This window comes from Streptococcus sp. 4886 (assembly GCF_013276485.1).
GTDB lineage: Bacteria > Bacillota > Bacilli > Lactobacillales > Streptococcaceae > Streptococcus.
Map to the genome: position 1 here is coordinate 26,280 of NZ_VMLD01000009.1, position 18,604 is coordinate 44,883.

General features: G+C 34.8%; 14 protein-coding genes. 10 read left to right on the forward strand and 4 right to left on the reverse strand.

Annotated elements, in window-relative coordinates; translation table 11 throughout:
• Positions 1 to 64 precede the first annotated feature (64 nt).
• Positions 65 to 1,915, forward strand: a complete 1,851-nt coding sequence (locus tag HT679_RS04465) for a nucleoside-diphosphate sugar epimerase/dehydratase (protein WP_173213225.1) — start codon at positions 65 to 67, stop codon at positions 1,913 to 1,915.
• 304 nt (positions 1,916 to 2,219) lie between these two features.
• Here HT679_RS04465 and HT679_RS04470 read toward each other — a convergent pair whose 3' ends face one another.
• From HT679_RS04470 to sdaAB, 3 genes are read right to left on the reverse strand one after another with little or no spacing between them, the layout of a single operon-like run.
• Positions 2,220 to 2,852 carry an HAD family hydrolase gene (locus HT679_RS04470; RefSeq protein ID WP_173213227.1) on the reverse strand — a complete coding sequence of 211 codons (633 nt, stop codon included), beginning with the start codon at positions 2,850 to 2,852 and terminating at the stop codon, positions 2,220 to 2,222.
• Between the two features lie 21 nt (positions 2,853 to 2,873).
• Complete coding sequence (sdaAA, locus tag HT679_RS04475; protein WP_173213229.1) at positions 2,874 to 3,746, reverse strand: L-serine ammonia-lyase, iron-sulfur-dependent, subunit alpha; 873 nt, start codon at positions 3,744 to 3,746, stop codon at positions 2,874 to 2,876.
• Positions 3,747 to 3,754: 8 nt separating this feature from the next.
• Positions 3,755 to 4,426, reverse strand: a complete 672-nt coding sequence (gene sdaAB / locus HT679_RS04480) for an L-serine ammonia-lyase, iron-sulfur-dependent subunit beta (RefSeq protein WP_000838912.1) — start codon at positions 4,424 to 4,426, stop codon at positions 3,755 to 3,757.
• A gap of 241 nt (positions 4,427 to 4,667) precedes the next feature.
• Between sdaAB and HT679_RS04485 the strand changes: the two genes are divergently transcribed.
• Positions 4,668 to 5,288, forward strand: coding sequence for a LysM domain-containing protein (locus tag HT679_RS04485; protein ID WP_173213231.1), 621 nt, complete (start codon positions 4,668 to 4,670; stop codon positions 5,286 to 5,288).
• A 50-nt stretch (positions 5,289 to 5,338) separates the two neighbouring features.
• On the opposite strand, the gene HT679_RS04490 is transcribed toward HT679_RS04485, so the two are convergent.
• Positions 5,339 to 6,202 carry a helix-turn-helix transcriptional regulator gene (locus HT679_RS04490; RefSeq protein ID WP_173213233.1) on the reverse strand — a complete coding sequence of 288 codons (864 nt, stop codon included), beginning with the start codon at positions 6,200 to 6,202 and terminating at the stop codon, positions 5,339 to 5,341.
• A 180-nt stretch (positions 6,203 to 6,382) separates the two neighbouring features.
• Between HT679_RS04490 and HT679_RS04495 the strand changes: the two genes are divergently transcribed.
• The 8 genes from HT679_RS04495 to slmA all read left to right on the forward strand — a co-directional run bounded on the left by HT679_RS04495 (position 6,383) and on the right by slmA (position 18,585).
• Positions 6,383 to 7,228: an ABC transporter ATP-binding protein gene (locus tag HT679_RS04495; protein WP_173213236.1), complete on the forward strand. Its 846-nt coding sequence runs from the start codon at positions 6,383 to 6,385 to the stop codon at positions 7,226 to 7,228.
• Between the two features lie 15 nt (positions 7,229 to 7,243).
• Complete coding sequence (locus HT679_RS04500; protein WP_173213238.1) at positions 7,244 to 7,972, forward strand: hypothetical protein; 729 nt, start codon at positions 7,244 to 7,246, stop codon at positions 7,970 to 7,972.
• 502 nt (positions 7,973 to 8,474) lie between these two features.
• Positions 8,475 to 9,062 carry a hypothetical protein gene (locus tag HT679_RS04505; protein WP_173213240.1) on the forward strand — a complete coding sequence of 196 codons (588 nt, stop codon included), beginning with the start codon at positions 8,475 to 8,477 and terminating at the stop codon, positions 9,060 to 9,062.
• A gap of 285 nt (positions 9,063 to 9,347) precedes the next feature.
• A complete protein-coding gene (locus HT679_RS04510) occupies positions 9,348 to 11,456 on the forward strand; it encodes a bacteriocin-associated integral membrane family protein (RefSeq protein WP_173213242.1) in 2,109 nt (702 codons plus the stop codon).
• Positions 11,453 to 12,094, forward strand: a complete 642-nt coding sequence (locus HT679_RS04515; RefSeq protein WP_173213244.1) for an ABC transporter ATP-binding protein — start codon at positions 11,453 to 11,455, stop codon at positions 12,092 to 12,094. The genes HT679_RS04510 and HT679_RS04515 overlap by 4 nt, the downstream gene beginning before the upstream one ends.
• Before the next feature lie 313 nt (positions 12,095 to 12,407).
• Positions 12,408 to 15,353 (forward strand): type 2 lanthipeptide synthetase LanM, encoded by a 2,946-nt coding sequence (lanM, locus tag HT679_RS04520; protein WP_173213246.1) that lies wholly within the window; start codon positions 12,408 to 12,410, stop codon positions 15,351 to 15,353.
• An 11-nt stretch (positions 15,354 to 15,364) separates the two neighbouring features.
• Complete coding sequence (locus HT679_RS04525) at positions 15,365 to 17,482, forward strand: peptidase domain-containing ABC transporter (RefSeq protein ID WP_078156163.1); 2,118 nt, start codon at positions 15,365 to 15,367, stop codon at positions 17,480 to 17,482.
• Positions 17,483 to 18,396: 914 nt separating this feature from the next.
• Positions 18,397 to 18,585 carry a salivaricin M family lantibiotic gene (slmA, locus tag HT679_RS04530; protein WP_057487957.1) on the forward strand — a complete coding sequence of 63 codons (189 nt, stop codon included), beginning with the start codon at positions 18,397 to 18,399 and terminating at the stop codon, positions 18,583 to 18,585.
• Positions 18,586 to 18,604 lie beyond the last annotated feature (19 nt).

Sequence of the window (18,604 nt, forward strand, 5' to 3'; positions counted from 1 at the left end):
CTTTAGAAAAAGTGTTATAATAACAATATAAATATCCAGCTCTTTTAAGGAGGAGTAGATTGACATGAATAAAAAACTAACAGATTATGTGATTGATCTGGTGGAAATTTTAAATAAACAACAAAAGCAGGTTTTCTGGGGAATATTTGATATTTTCAGTATGGTGGTTTCCATCATTGTATCTTATATTTTATTTTACGGCTTGATTAATCCAGCACCTGTTGACTACATCATCTATACGAGTTTGGCCTTCTTGTTCTATCAATTGATGATTGCATTTTGGGGGTTGAACGCTAGTATTAGTCGTTACAGCAAGATTACGGATTTCATGAAAATCTTTTTTGGTGTGACTGCCAGCAGCGTCTTGTCATATAGTATCTGCTATGCCTTCTTGCCACTCTTTTCAATCCGTTTCATCATTCTCTTTATCTTGTTGAGTACCTTCTTGATTTTATTGCCACGGATTACTTGGCAACTAATCTATTCAAGACGAAAAAAAGGCAGTGGTGATGGGGAACACCGTCGGACCTTCTTGATTGGTGCCGGTGATGGTGGAGCTCTCTTTATGGATAGTTACCAACATCCAACTAGTGAATTAGAACTTGTCGGTATTTTGGATAAGGATTCTAAGAAAAAGGGTCAAAAACTTGGTGGAATCCCTGTTTTAGGCTCTTATGACAACCTGCCTGAATTAGCCAAACGTCATCAAATCGAGCGTGTTATCGTTGCGATTCCGTCACTTGACCCGTCAGAATATGAGCGTATCTTGCAGATGTGTAATAAGCTGGGTGTCAAATGTTACAAGATGCCTAAGGTTGAAACCGTTGTTCAAGGCCTTCACCAAGCAGGTGGAGGCTTCCAGAAGATTGATATTACAGACCTTTTGGGGCGTCAGGAAATTCGTCTTGACGAATCGCGTCTGGGCGCAGAACTAACTGGAAAAACAATCTTGGTTACAGGAGCTGGTGGTTCAATCGGTTCGGAAATCTGTCGCCAAGTTAGTCGTTTCAATCCTGAACGCATCGTCTTGCTCGGTCATGGGGAAAACTCAATCTACCTTGTTTATCATGAATTGATTCGTAAGTTCCAAGGGATTGATTATGTGCCAGTGATTGCAGATATTCAAGACTATGATCGTCTGTTGCAAGTCTTTGAGCAGTACAAGCCAGCTATTGTTTATCATGCGGCAGCCCACAAGCACGTTCCTATGATGGAGCGCAATCCAAAAGAAGCCTTCAAAAACAATATCCGTGGAACTTACAATGTTGCTAAGGCTGTTGATGAAGCTAAAGTACCTAAGATGGTTATGATTTCGACAGATAAGGCGGTTAATCCACCAAATGTTATGGGAGCAACCAAGCGCGTGGCTGAGTTGATTGTTACTGGCTTTAACCAACGTAGCCAATCAACCTACTGTGCAGTTCGTTTTGGAAATGTTCTTGGTAGCCGTGGTAGTGTCATTCCAGTCTTTGAACGCCAGATTGCTGAAGGTGGTCCTGTAACGGTGACAGACTTCCGCATGACCCGTTACTTCATGACCATTCCAGAAGCTAGCCGTTTGGTTATTCACGCTGGTGCTTATGCTAAAGATGGAGAAGTCTTTATCCTTGATATGGGCAAACCAGTCAAGATTTATGACTTGGCCAAGAAAATGGTCCTTCTAAGTGGACACACCGAAAGCGAAATTCCAATCGTTGAAGTTGGAATCCGCCCAGGTGAAAAACTCTACGAAGAACTCTTGGTATCAACCGAACTTGTTGATAACCAAGTTATGGATAAGATTTTCGTTGGTAAGGTTAATGTCATGCCTTTAGAATCCATCGATCAAAAGATTGAAGAGTTCCGCACTCTCAGTGGAGATGAGTTGAAGCAGGCCATTATCGCCTTTGCCAATCAAACAACCCACGTTGAATAAAAAAGAAAAACGCATATTATCAAGTCTTGAAACCTTGGTAGTATGCGTTTTGTTATGTAGAGACTTATACTCTTCGAAAATCTCTTCAAACCACGTCAACGTCGTCTTGTCGTAGATATGGTTACTGACTTCGTCAGTTCTATCCACAACCTCAAAACAGTGTTTTGAGCTGACTTCGTCAGTTCCATCTACAACCTTAAAACAGAGTTTTGAGCAGCCCGCAGCTAGTTTCCTAGTTTGCTATTTGATTTTCATTGAGTATTACTTCATTTTCTTCTGAAATGGAGTTGTTGCCCAGTCTATGTTATTGAAAATACTCTAAAACCTCTAAGGGTTTGTGGGCGATATAATCAGGTTGATAGTTTAGCAAGTCTGCTTGCTCTCCAAATCCCCAAGTGACGGCCAATTTCTGAATACTTGTTTCTTGAGCTCCCAGCATATCAAACTTGGTATCTCCGATGATGATGGCTTGTTCTGGTGCTAGTTGATGTGTCTGCAAGGCTTGGTGAATGACATCTGCCTTATGGGGTGCTTCAGGGCTAGAACCATAAATGCCATCAAAGAAATGATGGATTTCCAAGTTTTTTGCCATATCTTGAGCAGTAGATGTATTCTTTGTAGTGGTGATATAAAGAGGGTAATTGCTCGATAACTTCTCAAGCAAGTCTACAATCTGAGGAAAGAGTTGAGCTTCATAGATGCCTTTTGCCTTATAGTAAGAACGATATATCTGCACGGCTTCAGAAATTTGGTCTTTGGACAGGCAGGTCGCAAAACTACTTTCGAGAGGCGGTCCCATAAAACCACGAATCGTTTTGGCATCAGGACTAGGCATCCCCAGTTCCTTAAAAGTATGAGTAAAGGCATTGTGAATCCCGATAGAACTGTCGACGAGTGTTCCATCCAGATCGAAAAAAATCGCTGTGATAGAGGTCATGGTTTCTCCTATTTGATAAGCTTATTCTCCGAAAATTTCTTTTTGGAGGCGACGACCAGTAGGGGTGGCAGCGAGTCCACCTTCAGCTGTTTCACGAAAGGCAGTTGGCATGCTTGCTCCTACTTGGTACATGGCATCGATCACTTCATCAACAGGGATTTTAGATTCGATACCTGCCAAGGCCATGTCTGCTGCAATGAAAGCAAAGCTAGCTCCCATGGCATTGCGTTTAACACAGGGAACTTCGACCAAACCAGCCACAGGGTCACAGATGAGGCCCAGCATGTTTTTAATGACAAAGGCAATAGCTTGACTGGCTTGATAGGGTGTTCCACCTGCAGCCAGAGTCAAGGCAGCAGCACTCATAGCAGAGGCCGAACCAACCTCAGCTTGACACCCACCCTCAGCACCTGAGATAGAGGCATTGTTTGCGATGACTAGTCCAAAGGCACCGGCAGCAAAGAGGAAATCCAGCTGTTGCTTGTGGCTAAGGTCTAATTTTTCAATAGCAGCAGTGAGAACGGAAGGGAGACAACCGGCACTTCCTGCGGTAGGAGTAGCGCAGACCAAGCCCATTTTAGCATTGTGTTCATTGACTGCGATAGCATTTCGGGCAGCAGAGAGAATTGTGTAATCTGACAGAGTTTTTCCATTTTTTATGTAGTGATCCAGTTTGGCAGCATCTCCACCTGTCAGGCCACTACGAGATTTATTTTCATTGAGGCCAAGTTGGACAGATGCTTTCATGACTTCCAGATTGCGTTCCATGAGAAGGAAGACTTCTTCACGTTCGCGACCGGTCAATTCAAACTCTGTTGTAATCATGAGTTCTGCGACATTTCCTTGAAAGTCCAGATCAGCTTGCTCGACCAATTCTTTGATAGAATAAAACATGCTTCCTCCTATTTAAAGAAATTGACATTGTGGAGATGAGGGATTTTTCGAATTTCTTCGATAGCCTCATCACAGTTGCGACTGTCAACTTCGATAATCATAATGGCTTTTTCACCAGCTTTTTCACGAGTGACATTCATCTGGGCGATATTGATACCATAGCGTGAAAGGGCCTCCGTAACGAGGGCAATCATACCTGGAATATCTTGATGAACAATGATGATAGTCGGTGTATTCATATTGAGAGAGACGGCAAAGCCATTGAGTTCGGTTACCTGAATATTACCGCCACCGATAGAAATACCAGTCACACTGATGGTCTTGTGAGCATTTTTGACGGTAATTTTAGTGGTATTAGGATGCGGAGCATTGCTGTCTTTTTGAATAGTCCAGACAATCTTGATACCACGTTTGTGGGCAATCTCCAGACTGTTTGGGATTTCAGGATCATCTGTATCCATGCCCAAAATACCTGCAACAAGGGCTAGGTCTGTTCCGTGACCACGATAGGTCTTGGCAAATGAGTTAAAAAGTTGGAATTCGACTTCTGTCGGAGTATCATCAAAAATGGAAGAGACAATCTTCCCAATACGAACAGCACCAGCTGTATGGCTACTAGATGGGCCAATCATAACTGGTCCGATGATATCAAAGACAGATTGAAAACGAAGTGATTTCATCAGTTTCCCCTTATAAAAATTCTTATCTCTATTATATCAAAGAATGAGGGTCTTGACTTTAATTGCGGATGAAAACCTTTCTAATACCTCAAATAGCATAAAAATAGTATCTTTTATGACAAAAAACACCTTATTTAGGGAAATAAAAAATAATTTTGTAATATTTCTACATAAAAGTGTCAAGAAACGGTAATATTTAAAGGGTATGATAGAACTATAGAAAGAAGGAGAATTTTCAAATATGAAATCAACAACTAAAAAGATTAAAACAACTCTTGCAGGAGTAGCTGCCTTGTTTGCAGTATTTGCTCCATCATTTGTATCTGCCCAAGAATCATCAACTTACACTGTTAAAGAAGGTGATACACTTTCAGAAATCGCTGAAACTCACAACACAACAGTTGAAAAATTGGCAGAAAACAACCACATTGACAACATTCATTTGATTTATGTTGGTCAAGAGTTGGTTATCGACGGTCCAGCAGCTCCAGTAGCACCAGCTTCAACGACTTATGCAGCACCAGCTGCTCAAGATGAAACTGTTTCAGTTCCAGCAGCAGAAACTACAGAAGTAGAGGAGGAAACTCCAGTAGCAAGCGAAACAGTAGCAGAAGAAACAGTTGCTTCAACTGTAAGCGGATCTGAAGCAGAAGCCAAAGAATGGATCGCTCAAAAAGAATCAGGTGGTAGCTATACAGCTACAAACGGACGTTATATCGGACGTTACCAATTGACAGATTCATACTTGAACGGTGACTACTCAGCTGAAAACCAAGAACGTGTAGCAGATGCCTACGTTGCAGGACGTTACGGTTCATGGACAGCCGCTAAAAACTTCTGGCTTAATAACGGCTGGTATTAAGAAATAACGAACAGAATAATATGAAAAGGTCGAGGAAATCCCTCGACTTTTTATATGTCCTTCGCTTGATAATAGTTCTCCACTTCTTTTTTGAGATGAGACAGCATAGAAGTTTCCTCGGTCAGCTCTAGAAGTGAGAAACCTTTTTGGATAGATTTAGCATCATCCCTACAAATTCCGATACGGACATAGCAGATAGCAAGCCTATCGTAGTGCTTCTTTTTCTTGGCATCCTCTAGTAAAGTATAGCAGATTTGTTGGCACATGTTTTTGTCTTGATGGTATAAGTAAATGGTGGACAGATTGAGTAGGATTGCCATTCGTAAGTCATATAAATGTTGATAGTTTTTATAGACTTCCAAGCGTTGCAAGATTTTTCCAGTAATGAGATGGAGGTGTTCAATAGGAAAGCTGAAAAGGATGGTATTGAGGATTTTTAGATCATTTTCATACCATGTACCTTGTTTTTCAATTTTTTCCCAAAGTTTTTTGACAGTCTGTTTCACTTGGTCTGACAGTTGCTCTGTACCATGTTGACGGATATGAATGACAATTTCCAGCATATCCCTTATTTCTTCTATAGGCAGGTCGTGGCGGGTATTGAGATAGTTTTGGCATTTTTGAAATAGTTTTTCGAGTTCACTAGTTCCTAGGATTGAGCTCATATTGAGATAGGTTTGCATGATTTCTGTTCGTTGGCTCGGTTGATATAGATGGCAGATGTAGTCAAACTCTTCAAAACTCATATTGATTTGCCGGAGAAGAAACTCCATATTTTCATATTTGGGAGTTACCTTGCCGCTTTCAATCTTTGATAGGCTGGTTCTTGAGAGGATATTCCCACAGACCTCTTCTTGGGTTAAGCCTTTTGACTCACGTATTTCTTTATAGACCTTTCCGAAATCATAACGCATGATTTTCTCCTTTTCGTGAAAAAAGTTAACAAATAATAAAATCCAATTAAAAATATTGTATCATAGTAACAGGAATAGTAAAAAAGAAAACTAAAATAATGTGTGAAAAAAGTTAACTAATTTTAAAACAGAGTAAAGAAGAGGTATACTGTAGATACAAAATACAGGGAGGAATAAAAAATGGAAGTTATAAATGTAAGTAAGCATTATGGTCATTCAATCATTCTCAAAGATATAAATTTTGCACTTAACAAGGGTGAAATTGTTGGTCTAGTAGGGAGAAATGGAGTTGGTAAGAGTACATTGATGAAAATTCTTGTTCAGAATAATCAACCGACTTCAGGGAATATTATAAGTAGTGATAATGTTGGGTATTTAATCGAAGAACCAAAATTATTTTTATCTAAAACAGGTTTAGAGAATTTAAAATATTTGTCAAATTTATATGGTGTTGACTACAATCAAGAAAGATTTGGAAGTTTGATCCAAGAGTTAGATTTGACTCAGTCTATTAATAAAAAAGTAAAGACCTATTCTTTGGGTACAAAACAAAAATTAGCCTTGCTTCTAACTCTCGTTACGGAACCTGATATATTGATTTTAGATGAACCGACTAATGGTTTAGATATTGAATCGTCACAAATAGTTTTAGCGGTTCTAAAAAATTTAGCTTTACATGAAAATGTGGGAATTTTAATATCGAGTCATAAATTAGAAGATATTGAAGAAATTTGTGAGAGAGTTCTTTTATTGGAGAACGGGCTTTTGACATTCCAAAAAGTAGGAAAAGATAGTCATAATTGCTTGTTTGAGATAGCTTTTTCATCAGCTATAGATAGAGACATTTTCATTACCAAACAAGAATTTGGGGATATTGTTCAGGAAGAGGGACTGAGAATTACTATGTCTGGAAATATTCAAAGTAGTGAGCTTTTTAAATTTTTTAACGAAAACTCTATTAAAGTAGTTGATTTTGAAACTAAAAAAGAGACGCTTAAAGATATTTATCTAAATCGTTCAAAATAAAGGAAGGTTATAATCATGAAATTAAATAAATTGAATTTTCTTAAAGAAAATATAAGGGATTTATATTCATCAGGCGTAATATATCTCGGTTTGATTATCTCGTTTATACCGCCGATATTGGTTACATTCTTTATTCTAAATACTCAAGGGACATCGCTTGGTATTAAGCATATTTCAAACTTTTATGCTATGCTCGGTATGTTAATGGCTGTTATACATGCTAACCGAATTATTAGCAGGGATTTTTCCCACAATACGATAAGTTTATTTTATAATCAACAGAAAAATCGGATGATTTACGTCTTGTCTAATTTTCTATATGCCATCTCAGTTTCCATTATTTATGCTTTGAATGGTATTGTGTTACTAGTCATCGTAAGTAAATTGGGTGTTCCAGGTGCTTTAGGATTAGATTTTATAGTAGCCATTGTAGTCAATACAATTTTGTTAGTCCTATTTTATTTTCTATTATCTTACATTTTCTATTTATACAAATTGAAAAGTGGCTTGGTATTTGGTATTTTAGTAGCTTTACTACTCTTTATCCCTAATATATTAAATACGATTATGATGAATACTAGTAATGATTTGTTTATCAAAGCAATTGAACTTCTTCCTTTTTATTCCTTACCTGTATTTGTTGCTTCAAATACGATGTCTATTAGTCAGTATCTTGTGGTAATCACTACAATCATTTTATTGTATTTTTTCACTCTCAAGAAAAGCAAGGAGTATTCATTTTAGTTTCGTTTAGTATTATTTACCGTCTCAAAATCTAGCAAAAAATAAAAAGATGTTGCACTGACTAAAGAAAATTAGAATGTATAACAGAGGTAAACAGATAATTGTAGGGGAATTAAGCCTTCTATTGATGAGCATGAATTTTCTTATAACATTATCCAACAAACTGACCTATGAAACTTCAAAAATTCAAAAACCACACGGTATTCCTTTCAACTTGATTGTATTCAAGACTGAAACTACTTGAAAATATTTAATATTTTTCTTTAATTGCTTGACAGGTTATATATGTTGATTTATAATACAGGTAAAACAGGAGTTGTGTAAGCGTTAACAAATCCAGCGCCCTTAACTTTGTATTCAGCAAATAATTATGATGCAGCTAGAAAAGAAAGAATTCTAGCTTGATACAATGACACCCGTCTTATTTAAAGTTGTTATGGAACTATTTTCAAAATAAATAGGCCTCTGTTTTAGGCAGAGTCGTGAATCAGGAGGTTAAGTGATGAACTACAATGTAAAATATCTCTTATCAGGAATATTTATTATAGTCTTTATATATTTTCTAGTCTGGATGCGTTATTTTAATCAGAAGAAGGAAGAAGCGCATTCGGATGTGTCTTTTGAAGCGAGGTTAGATAGTGAGGTCAAGGCCTTATATAAACAACTAGGATTGGGTGAGGAGCCTCAGTATTTCTTAGCGTATCGCTACCTACATCCTTGGTTTGATTTGGCTATTTTACCACCAACAGTTGAAATTTTCTTAACTAAAATAGCGCTGGTGATGGTGACTCCAGATGAACTACTGATAAGAAATATTGGGAATGGGATGACTTTCACAAGTGAGCATCATCGTGATTTGCGACAAGGACTTATCCGCATTCCAAAATCAGAGATAAAAGAATTTGAGATTCGCAACTGGAAAAAAGTTTTTATATTGGGCGATTTTTTGACAATTAAAACAAGCCAACATAGCTATTATTTACAGGTTAGAGATGATGGACTTCAAAGAGGAAGTCTCTCTACCAAACATTTCTCAGACTTGAAACGACAAGATTTTCTCGGATTATTGACAGATAAAAGGACATTCTGATTGACAATTGCTCTAACAGCTTATTGTAAACTTTACAAATAAGCTGTAAATACTAGAATCCATTCAGAAAGGCAATTCCTATGAAAAATAAAATTTTAATCATTGTTTATATTTTAGCCTCGCTAATCATCAGTTTTATAATCTTTTCACTTTTGCATATTGATTTTAAATGGTGGACAACTCTGGCTATAAGTGCAGGATTTATTTACACCTACTTAAAATTTAGTAAAAAATAAAAAGCAATTGTACCTATATCGCTTTCGTCTCTTCACGGGAGGTATCTCTATGAAAAAAATCAGTCATCTTTGTATGCTCCTGCTCTTGCTGTGTACTACGTTTTTTGTCCTGAATGTAAATGTTACACGTGAAATAGTGCGGATTCAGGAGATGGGCAAGACAACCTATTCATTTGACTTGTACTTGAAAGATGTCACTAAACCGACAGAAACGATTCTCCAATTTTTTGAAGAGGTTGCAAATCAAGACAAGGTCTCTATTATCAAAGTAGATAATGGCGATGAAGCCGTCAAGGCTGGTGTTTTTAATAAGGAAACCTTCCCCTATCAGGAGTTCGGTCTGACTTCTCTTGATTTTTCAAAGAATGAGAAGGGGGTCTACAGCAACCAGGATCTTCCCAATAATCTAGGAACCATTCCCACCTTTTTAAAGGTGAAACTCATTCGACTCCAGACCTTCCAATCCTATATTGAGGATAAATCCCATACTGTAAATGGGCGCTACATGATTACCTCCAGCAAAGAGATAGATCGCGATACCATTCTACAAAAGTGGAGTGATTTTTTCCAGATAGATAAGACGATTTTATTAGAACCCACTTACCGAAGTCAGGTTGGAGTGCTAAATCAAGAGTTGTTACTATCTATCATTATCTTTATCTTGGCAATCTTACTTGTGATTTTAATGACAGTTTATCAGCCGATGATGGAGATGAAACGAGTGGGGGTTCAAAAGTTACTTGGTTTTCAAAGCAGGGCGATTTTAGCTGGTTTTGTAAAGACTAATTTTTATCTTCTCTTGGGTGGAAGTCTTATCATTGACTTGGGACTATTTTTAGTGCTGGACTATAGACCAAAACTTTTGTTCCCAAGTTTACTCTTATCCCAATTTCTACTTTTACAGTTGTATTTGTTCATCAGTTGGCTGACCTACCTGATGATTCAGAAAATGACAGTCAGTTCCATGTTGAAAGGTTTTTCATCTGTCAAACTTGGTCTCATTTTCAATTATGTGATGAAAATAGGGACAACTATTTTACTGACGGCCTTACTGATTGGGGTGGGCAGAAGTTTAGAACAAGAAAACAAAGAATTGGCTTATCAGCAACAGTGGGTAAGCCAAGGAAATTACCTGACCTTGGAAACCTTCAAACTCAATGATAACCTGTGGCAAGAAGAGCTAGCAGGGTCAGGGAAATCTACAGATTATTTCTATCGATTTTATCAGAATTTGGTAGAAAAAACGCAGGCGGGCTATGTGCAGAGTAGCAGTCTTCCTGTAAAAAATTTTGTCCAATCAGAACAGATTCAGCAATATCAGTTAACAGATACGGTGGATGTTTACTATGCCAATCGCAATTTTCTAAAGAGCAAGGGATTCAAGCTACCAGATACCGGTATTAAAAAAGTTATTTTGATGCCAGCAAGTACGAAAGGTGAAGAAGATAAAAATCAGCTCTTGGGGAAGTTAATTGCCTTTCATTCGATGAAGTATGAAGAGCAGCAAAAACGAACGATAGAGGAGATGGATGTCGAGATTGCCTATTATGAAGGAGATTGGTCATTTTTCCCATATAGTGATAAGCGAAAGGAAAATCTCTCCAATCCAATTATTAGCTTGGTCAATGATTCTGATATGATGTGGGATGAGAAAGCCTCCCTGTCAACAACTGGCTTAAATAATCCGATTAAAATTGAAAATACGGTTCAACATCAAAAAGAGATTACAGAGTTAGTTGAGAAATTGTCAGATGGAAATTATTTAAAATTTTCATCGATTCAAGCAATTCAAGAGGGGATAGTTGATACCTATCGGGATTCTGTTCGTAATTTTAACGTTCTTTTTGCCTTATTTGCTCTTCTCAGTATGATTGTCTCCTACTTTTTACTCGTTACTACTTTCTTGTTGAAGCGCAGGGATATCATTACCAAGAAGTTTATGGGGTGGAAACTGGTCGATCGCTACCGTCCTCTCCTCGTTCTGCTCTTGCTGGGCTATAGTCTGCCTCTTCTAGTCTTGATTTTCTTTGCCCATGCGCTCTTGCCACTCCTACTTTTTGCAGGTTTTACATGTTTGGATATACTATTTGTGCTAGGCTTGGCTTCTAGGATGGAGAAAAGAAGTCTAGTAGAGTTATTGAAAGGGGGCATCTTATGATTGAGTTGGAAAATATTACCAAAACCATTGGGGGAAAAGTGATTTTGGATAACTTATCTCTCAGGATTGATCAGGGGGATTTGGTAGCCATTGTTGGCAAGAGTGGTAGTGGTAAGTCGACCTTGTTAAATTTATTAGGTTTGATAGATGGTGAATATAGCGGACGGTATGAGATTTTTGGTCAGACAAATCTAGCGGTTAATTCTGCTAAGTCGCAAACAATAATCCGTGAACATATCTCTTATCTGTTTCAAAATTTTGCCCTGATTGATGATGAAACGGTCGAGTACAATCTTATGCTGGCGCTGAAATATGTGAAATTGTCTAAGAAAGACAAACTCAAAAAGGTGGAAGAGATTTTAGAGAGAGTAGGTTTGTCAGCTACTTTGCACCAAAAGGTCTCCGAGTTGTCTGGTGGCGAACAACAACGAATTGCAGTTGCTAGAGCCATCTTAAAACCCAGTCAGCTGATTTTAGCCGATGAACCAACAGGTTCTCTGGACCCTGAAAATAGAGATTTGGTCTTGAAGTTTCTCCTAGAGATGAATCGAGAGGGGAAAACAGTCATTATTGTGACCCACGATGCTTATGTAGCCCAACAATGTCATCGCGTCATTGAATTGGGCAAGGGGGAATGAGTTAGTTCTGCTTATTTTGACTGAGTGAATACTAAATTGTCAAATTAAGTTAGATTTTTCATGTAACTCAGAAAAACTTGGTAGGGTGATTGATAATTCGATGATTTCCTAGGAATTCTATTTATTGAGTATAGGTCATTTATGTTAGTTTCTTTCAGACAAATGTGGTGTTTATCTGAGCCTAACATAGATGGCTTTTTCTGTCTAGTTTAATTTTACAAATTGGGTCTCTCAATCTCAAAAGTGCATAGAATACTCATTACCATTACTTGAAAATTTGATAATCTTAAAGTAATTATAAGGAGGAATTACTATGTCAGCAATTACAGATAAATGGATAAAACTATTTAATAATGTCAATAATTCTCAGGAGTTAGATACATTTTTAAAGAATGTTTCAGGGAAAGGGCTCAATGAATGGGAACAACTATATAATGACTATGATGAAAGTAAAGATTTATTTATTGAAGAAGCGCTAGAACAAGGTGAATGGATGTTATATACTCCACAGCAAAGGCTTAAGACTAGAATCAATTGGTTAGATTTATATAAACCATTGTGTTATAAATATGTCCAAAAAATTTATAGTATTGTTGAAACTAAGAATTATATTTCTGATAAACAGACTTTTATAGAAGGTATTGAAACATATTTTTTTGAGATTTGTATGAATATTAGTTATCGTACAGTTGTTTTAGAAATTAATGATTTACGCAGAAATTCAAAACTTCTGGGGGAGAGTAGTGAGGATAGATATAAATACTATATAGACACTTTATTACGAGATAAAGAATATATTGTTGATTTTTATAAAAGATATCCAATGTTATATGAGGTATTAGATCAAAAATTAAAAAATATAAGTTTTTATATTCAAGAAATTTTAAATAATTTAGAAGACGACATTCAAGATATTCAGAATTATTTTAAAGTATCGAATTTACAATTATCCAAAATTAATTTTAATGCAGGTGATACTCATTCTAAAGGCAAGACAGTTTGTATATTAAATTTCAAAGATAAGGATATTGTGTATAAACCTCGTAATATGATATTGGATGTTAATTTAAAATTATTTGCAGAAGAATTTGAAAAGACATTTGGAATCTCGAATACATTATTTATCCCTAAGACTTTAACTAAGAAAGGATATAGCTATGTAGAAATGATTGAAATTCAAGAATGTTCTACTTTAGAAGATGTAAAAATATATTTCGAAAATATGGGGAAAATTCTAGCATTTTTACATTTGTTTGGTGCCAAAGATTATCATGGAGAAAATGTATTAGCATCTGGGAGATTTCCTTATTTGATTGATAATGAAACAATTCTTCATTTTAGTGAAAATGAGACAATTAATACATCTATACATAAAATGTATGACTTTGTAGCTAACTCAGTATATAGTACAGGTATTTTGCCAATGACGCTATATTCAATTAATAATAACAAAGGAATGGAAATAGGTGCATTAAATTCTGGTGCAAGAAGAGAATCTCCCTATTTAACACATCAGCTGTCTAATGTTGGCACTGATGAAATCAGAATTGAAAAAGTTTTTAAAGAGGTTGGAAGCTTTCCCAGTACTGTTAGATACGAGGGTGAGAATGTCTCTTGTTCTAATTATTTACCTCAAGTTCAACAGGGATTTGAAGAGATTTATAGAATTTTTGTTGATAATAAGTCAGTTATCTCAAAAATGATTAAGAAATATTTTAATAATTGTGAAACGAGATACATTTATAGAAATACCAATATATATGTACAGTTGCTAGAGACTAGTCATCACCCAGAACTCTTAAAAAATCGTTATGATTTTGAAATGTATTTTCTTAGATTATGTGAATATGGTGATATTTCCAATGAATTTGATAGTAAAATGATTCATGATGAGATTAATCAATTGAAAAATGATGATGTCCCAATTTTTTATTCCGATTCATCTAATAATAATATTTCAAATGGAGTTAAGGAATATATTTTATCACTTGAGGGCGAAAGTATTGTAGAGAAAATTTTAAATAGAATAAAAATAGCATCTACTTCAAACTTAGTTCGTCAGAAGAGAATTATTAATATGTCTTTTATGGGGACCGAATTATTTGTAAAAAATATTGAAGCTTCTAAAAGAAAAGATCTTGGAAGAGAATTATTTGTAAAAAGACTATTATCTAGTAGGTTTGAACATAATGGCGAAATTAGCTGGTTAGCAATGCTAGCTATGGATAAAAATTATGATATATCACCTATGAAGTATGATTTATATTCAGGTACAGCAGGCATTTTACTTGGAATCAATAGTTTAAAAATCAAGGAGTTAGAAGAACTTTTTCCTGGAGTAATGAAATACACTGTTAACTACATAAAGGATTTTAGTTCTGATATTACATATCAAAATGTTGGAGCTTTTACCGGAATTTATGGCTATCTATATGCATTGTGTGTATTAAAGGAGAGTAATAAAGATATTCCTTTGGAGATTGAAACATGTATCTTTGAAACCATTTTTAGAACTAAAGATATAGTTTCAAATTTAGATAATTTAGATATTATCGGTGGGATTTCTGGTATTTTAGGTGTTTTATTGAAAGTCAATAGTACATTTAAAGGAAATTTAGATATATTAAATTTGACAGATAAGTTGATGAAACTAATTGTTCAACGTCTGCTTAAAATATATGCCGAAGAAGGGGTATGGATTTCAGAAGATCCAGGGTATGCTCACGGGAATTATGGTGTAATTGTTCAGCTATATAAATATAGTTTAAGTTTAAGTACAGATTCAAATATTAGAAAAATGATTATTCAGTGTGTACAAGACTATTTAAGGAAAGAGAGAGAGGAACTAAATCTCAATAAAGTTCTAAAAGTAAGAAAAAATGCTAAATACTACTCCTGGTGTAATGGTATTGTTGGTATTGTAAAAGCTAAGCATTATTTGTTAATTAATGGGTTATCAGATAAGTTGTTATCGGAAGAAGTGGAGTATTACAGCAGAGATATACTAATTAATGGATTAAATTTGGATAATTCAATTTGTCATGGGAATGTGGGTAATTTGGTGATTTTGGATTCAATTTTACCTGTTCAAACTAATCAATTTGAAAATGAGATACATCAGGAAAGCAATCAATATTTATTAGAAAAAATGACCTATGAAACTGATGATTGGGGTGTTTTGACAGGTGAAATGGGAATATTGATGGCTAATTATAAGGCGGGTAGAAAATGTCTTAATGAATTGCTATTATTAAATTAAGGAGGAATGTAATGAAGAGAAGAGTACCATTTATAGAACAGCATCAAAAAACAGAGTGCGGTTTATGTTGTGTAGCAATGGTATCAAGTTATTTTGATCATGAGATTTCTGTCAAAGATTTACGTAATATTCAGGAAACAGGAAGGGATGGAACAAATTTTGGAAACTTAATTGATATATTAGAAAATATTGGATTTTCTATTAAGTCGTTTCGTTATCCCAAAGAACAAATTGAAAATTTCTCTAAAATTTTGACTCCAGCAATTGCCTTATGGCAAAGTAAACATTTTGTAGTAATTGAGAAGGTAAACGAAAAATTTGTATGGGTTGTCGATCCAGAACTTGGTAGAATTAGATATAGTTTGGAAGAATTTTCAGAAGGTTTTTCAGAGTATCTAATCAGTATAGTAGATAGTTCACAAGTATCTAGGAGAAAGAGTAAAGAAAACTTTCAAGTAGTTTATAAACAGTTGTTAAAAACTTGGCCATATTTTATTCCATTGCTTTTTTTAACACTAGGTAGTTATGGAGTAAATTTTATTTTTCCTCTATGGATGCAACAAATTTTAAACGAAGTCTCAAAGGGAGTTTTTATTAAACAATTCGATTTATTACTTAGATTCTTAGTTTTTGTCTCCATATATTTTATTATCATGTTGTGCCAGAGATATTTTGCAATTATATTGACAAGTGCTATTGATGAGCGACTAAACAATAATGTGATAAGTAATCTCTTTAAGTTACCTTATAAATTTTTTTCTACTAGAAGTAGCGGAGATTTAATCTACTCAATAAATGGTTTGTCTAGAATCAGACAGTTATTTACAAATCAGTTTATACTTGGGATTTTAGATATAGGGTTTGCTATTTGCATTTTAATCTATTTTGCTAGATTTAATTATATTATATCCTTATTAGCTGTTCTATTGTTTTTTTTGAATCTTTTTATATTATTCTTGACCAGACAGAGTTTAGAACAAAGAAATAAGTCATTTATAATTTCTCAAAATGACTTACAGAATAAACAGATTGAAATGGTTTATTCTATGATGGGAATTAAAATGGAAGGTTTTGAAGACCAGACATATAAGCAGTGGAAGAGTTTATTTGATAAAAATATATATAGATATAAATGTAGTGAAATTTTTTCAGGATTTGTGAATTCGTTATTTACTATTATCACATTTATTTCACCTTTTATATTGCTGTTTGTTGCTTTACAATCAAATAGTAGTGTTGGTATAGGAAGTGTATTTGCACTTTATTCTTTAAGTACTCTTTTATTCAGTAAAACTAATAATATTTTTGAAACAGTAGTATCATTTTACAATAGTAAAACGTTTTTAGCTAGGATAGTTGAAATTTTAGAAGAAGACATGGAGGAAAATGGAGAATTAAAATTTGATTTAAAAGGCGATATTGAATTAAGAAATGTATCATTTTCATATACAAAAGATAGTAAAAAGGTTTTAGAAAATATTTCTTTAGAAATAAAACAAGGAGAGCAGGTTGCAATTGTCGGATCATCTGGTTCTGGGAAAAGCACTCTATCTAAGTTATTAATTGGTCTATATCCAGCAAGTTCAGGAGAAATATTGTTTGATAATATAGATTATGATAAATTTGAGAAAAAATACTTACGTCAACAAATTGGAATTGTACCTCAAGATATGACACTCTTTAATAAAACTATTCTTGAAAATATTATAGGTGATAATATTATTTCACAAGAAGAAGTAGAGGAAATTTGTAAATTAGTAAATATTCACGATGAAATCCAAAATATGCCTATGGGATATCATACGCTAGTTTCGGAGATGGGATTGAATTTGTCTGGTGGGCAACGTCAAAGAATTATTTTGGCTAGAGCATTAGTCAAGAAACCTCGAATTATGCTCTTAGATGAAGCGACAAGCTATTTAGATAATGTAAACGAAAAACAAATAATGAGAAAATTTAAAGAGCAGAATATTACTATAATCTTGATTGCACATCGTTTATCTACAATTATTGACTCTGATCAGATTTTTGTTATGGACAATGGAAAAATTTCTGAGAGAGGGACGCATAGAGAGCTATTAAATAATAGAGATGGTTTATACAGTCAACTTTATCAAATGAATTATTAATTTTAATAAAAAATTTCAAGTTTAAGTTATTTTGCATTAAATGAGTTGATTATGCTTATCATTTGTATCACACTTCCAAGAAAAGTAAGAATAAACTTATGTCTCAGAAGTATGGGGTTTAGTTTTATAGTATCACTCACTAAAAATATTGGAAAATGTAAAAATTGAAAAGAATTCTACTTCGTCAAGGTGTAATGACCTCAAAAGTTGAACTATTAATTTATGCTAAGGATTGAATCCTGTATTGCACAGGACTCAGTCCTTTTAATTGTGGTTTCAAGCCAGTTTTTCTCTGTGAGAAAAATTAGTCAAATAATATAGCATGACCTGAACGAAGTTCAGCGAGCGTTTTTAGACGCCGCTGGAGAGAAACGGCTTATAGCCAGTGTACAAGCCACCCGTTTTCACGGGTGGTTATGACTAGTCGAATTGCCACCGATCAACACTTTACTCAAAATGGTTTCTATTGTTTCTTGATTGAGAGCTTGAAACAAGGTAAGTTTTAATTTTCTAATACGAACTTTAAGAACAGATTATTTCTATTTTTCTGAAAAAAACGACAAGATTATGGAATTTCCAAAGAAATACTCCGTTGTGACATCAATATAGCCTCCAACTTTATTTTCTACTAGCAGTATGCTGAAGGTGTGAGAATTATGATAGATACATTGTCATAGAGCTAAATTGATTGTTCCAATTTAATTGTTCAAGCTAGCTTGACATAGATAGAAAAAGATATTTCACACGGAGTCTATCGCTATATTAGAATATCTAGCTAATCAATCTGTATTACCATTTTTAATTTTTAAATCGTTCAATATTATTGCACGATTTACTCATTACTAAAGCTATTTAGCGATGTATACTTAGTAGTGTAAAGATGATTATCTTAAAAAAAGAAAGGAGAGTTGTTTATGACTAAACATATTCATAAATGTGAAGAAATTGATAGTCTTGATTTTGAAGTAAACGAGCAAGAGCTTTCAGGCAAATCAGGTTCAGGTTGGTTTACGGCAGTTCAATTAAGTCTAGCAGGTCGTTGCGGTCGATGGTTTACAGGATCATTTGAATGCACTAGTAACAACGTAAGTTGTGGTAAATAAAAATGGGGGAAAAATGATG

Bases quoted from the DNA above. Each gene is read 5' to 3' on its own strand.
- HT679_RS04465 (WP_173213225.1), top strand. From the start codon at position 65: ATGAATAAAAAACTAACAGATTATGTGATTGATCTGGTGGAAATTTTA.
- HT679_RS04470 (WP_173213227.1), bottom strand. From the start codon at position 2,852: ATGACCTCTATCACAGCGATTTTTTTCGATCTGGATGGAACACTCGTC.
- sdaAA (WP_173213229.1), bottom strand. From the start codon at position 3,746: ATGTTTTATTCTATCAAAGAATTGGTCGAGCAAGCTGATCTGGACTTT.
- sdaAB (WP_000838912.1), bottom strand. From the start codon at position 4,426: ATGAAATCACTTCGTTTTCAATCTGTCTTTGATATCATCGGACCAGTT.
- HT679_RS04485 (WP_173213231.1), top strand. From the start codon at position 4,668: ATGAAATCAACAACTAAAAAGATTAAAACAACTCTTGCAGGAGTAGCT.
- HT679_RS04490 (WP_173213233.1), bottom strand. From the start codon at position 6,202: ATGCGTTATGATTTCGGAAAGGTCTATAAAGAAATACGTGAGTCAAAA.
- HT679_RS04495 (WP_173213236.1), top strand. From the start codon at position 6,383: ATGGAAGTTATAAATGTAAGTAAGCATTATGGTCATTCAATCATTCTC.
- HT679_RS04500 (WP_173213238.1), top strand. From the start codon at position 7,244: ATGAAATTAAATAAATTGAATTTTCTTAAAGAAAATATAAGGGATTTA.
- HT679_RS04505 (WP_173213240.1), top strand. From the start codon at position 8,475: ATGAACTACAATGTAAAATATCTCTTATCAGGAATATTTATTATAGTC.
- HT679_RS04510 (WP_173213242.1), top strand. From the start codon at position 9,348: ATGAAAAAAATCAGTCATCTTTGTATGCTCCTGCTCTTGCTGTGTACT.
- HT679_RS04515 (WP_173213244.1), top strand. From the start codon at position 11,453: ATGATTGAGTTGGAAAATATTACCAAAACCATTGGGGGAAAAGTGATT.
- lanM (WP_173213246.1), top strand. From the start codon at position 12,408: ATGTCAGCAATTACAGATAAATGGATAAAACTATTTAATAATGTCAAT.
- HT679_RS04525 (WP_078156163.1), top strand. From the start codon at position 15,365: ATGAAGAGAAGAGTACCATTTATAGAACAGCATCAAAAAACAGAGTGC.
- slmA (WP_057487957.1), top strand. From the start codon at position 18,397: ATGACTAAACATATTCATAAATGTGAAGAAATTGATAGTCTTGATTTT.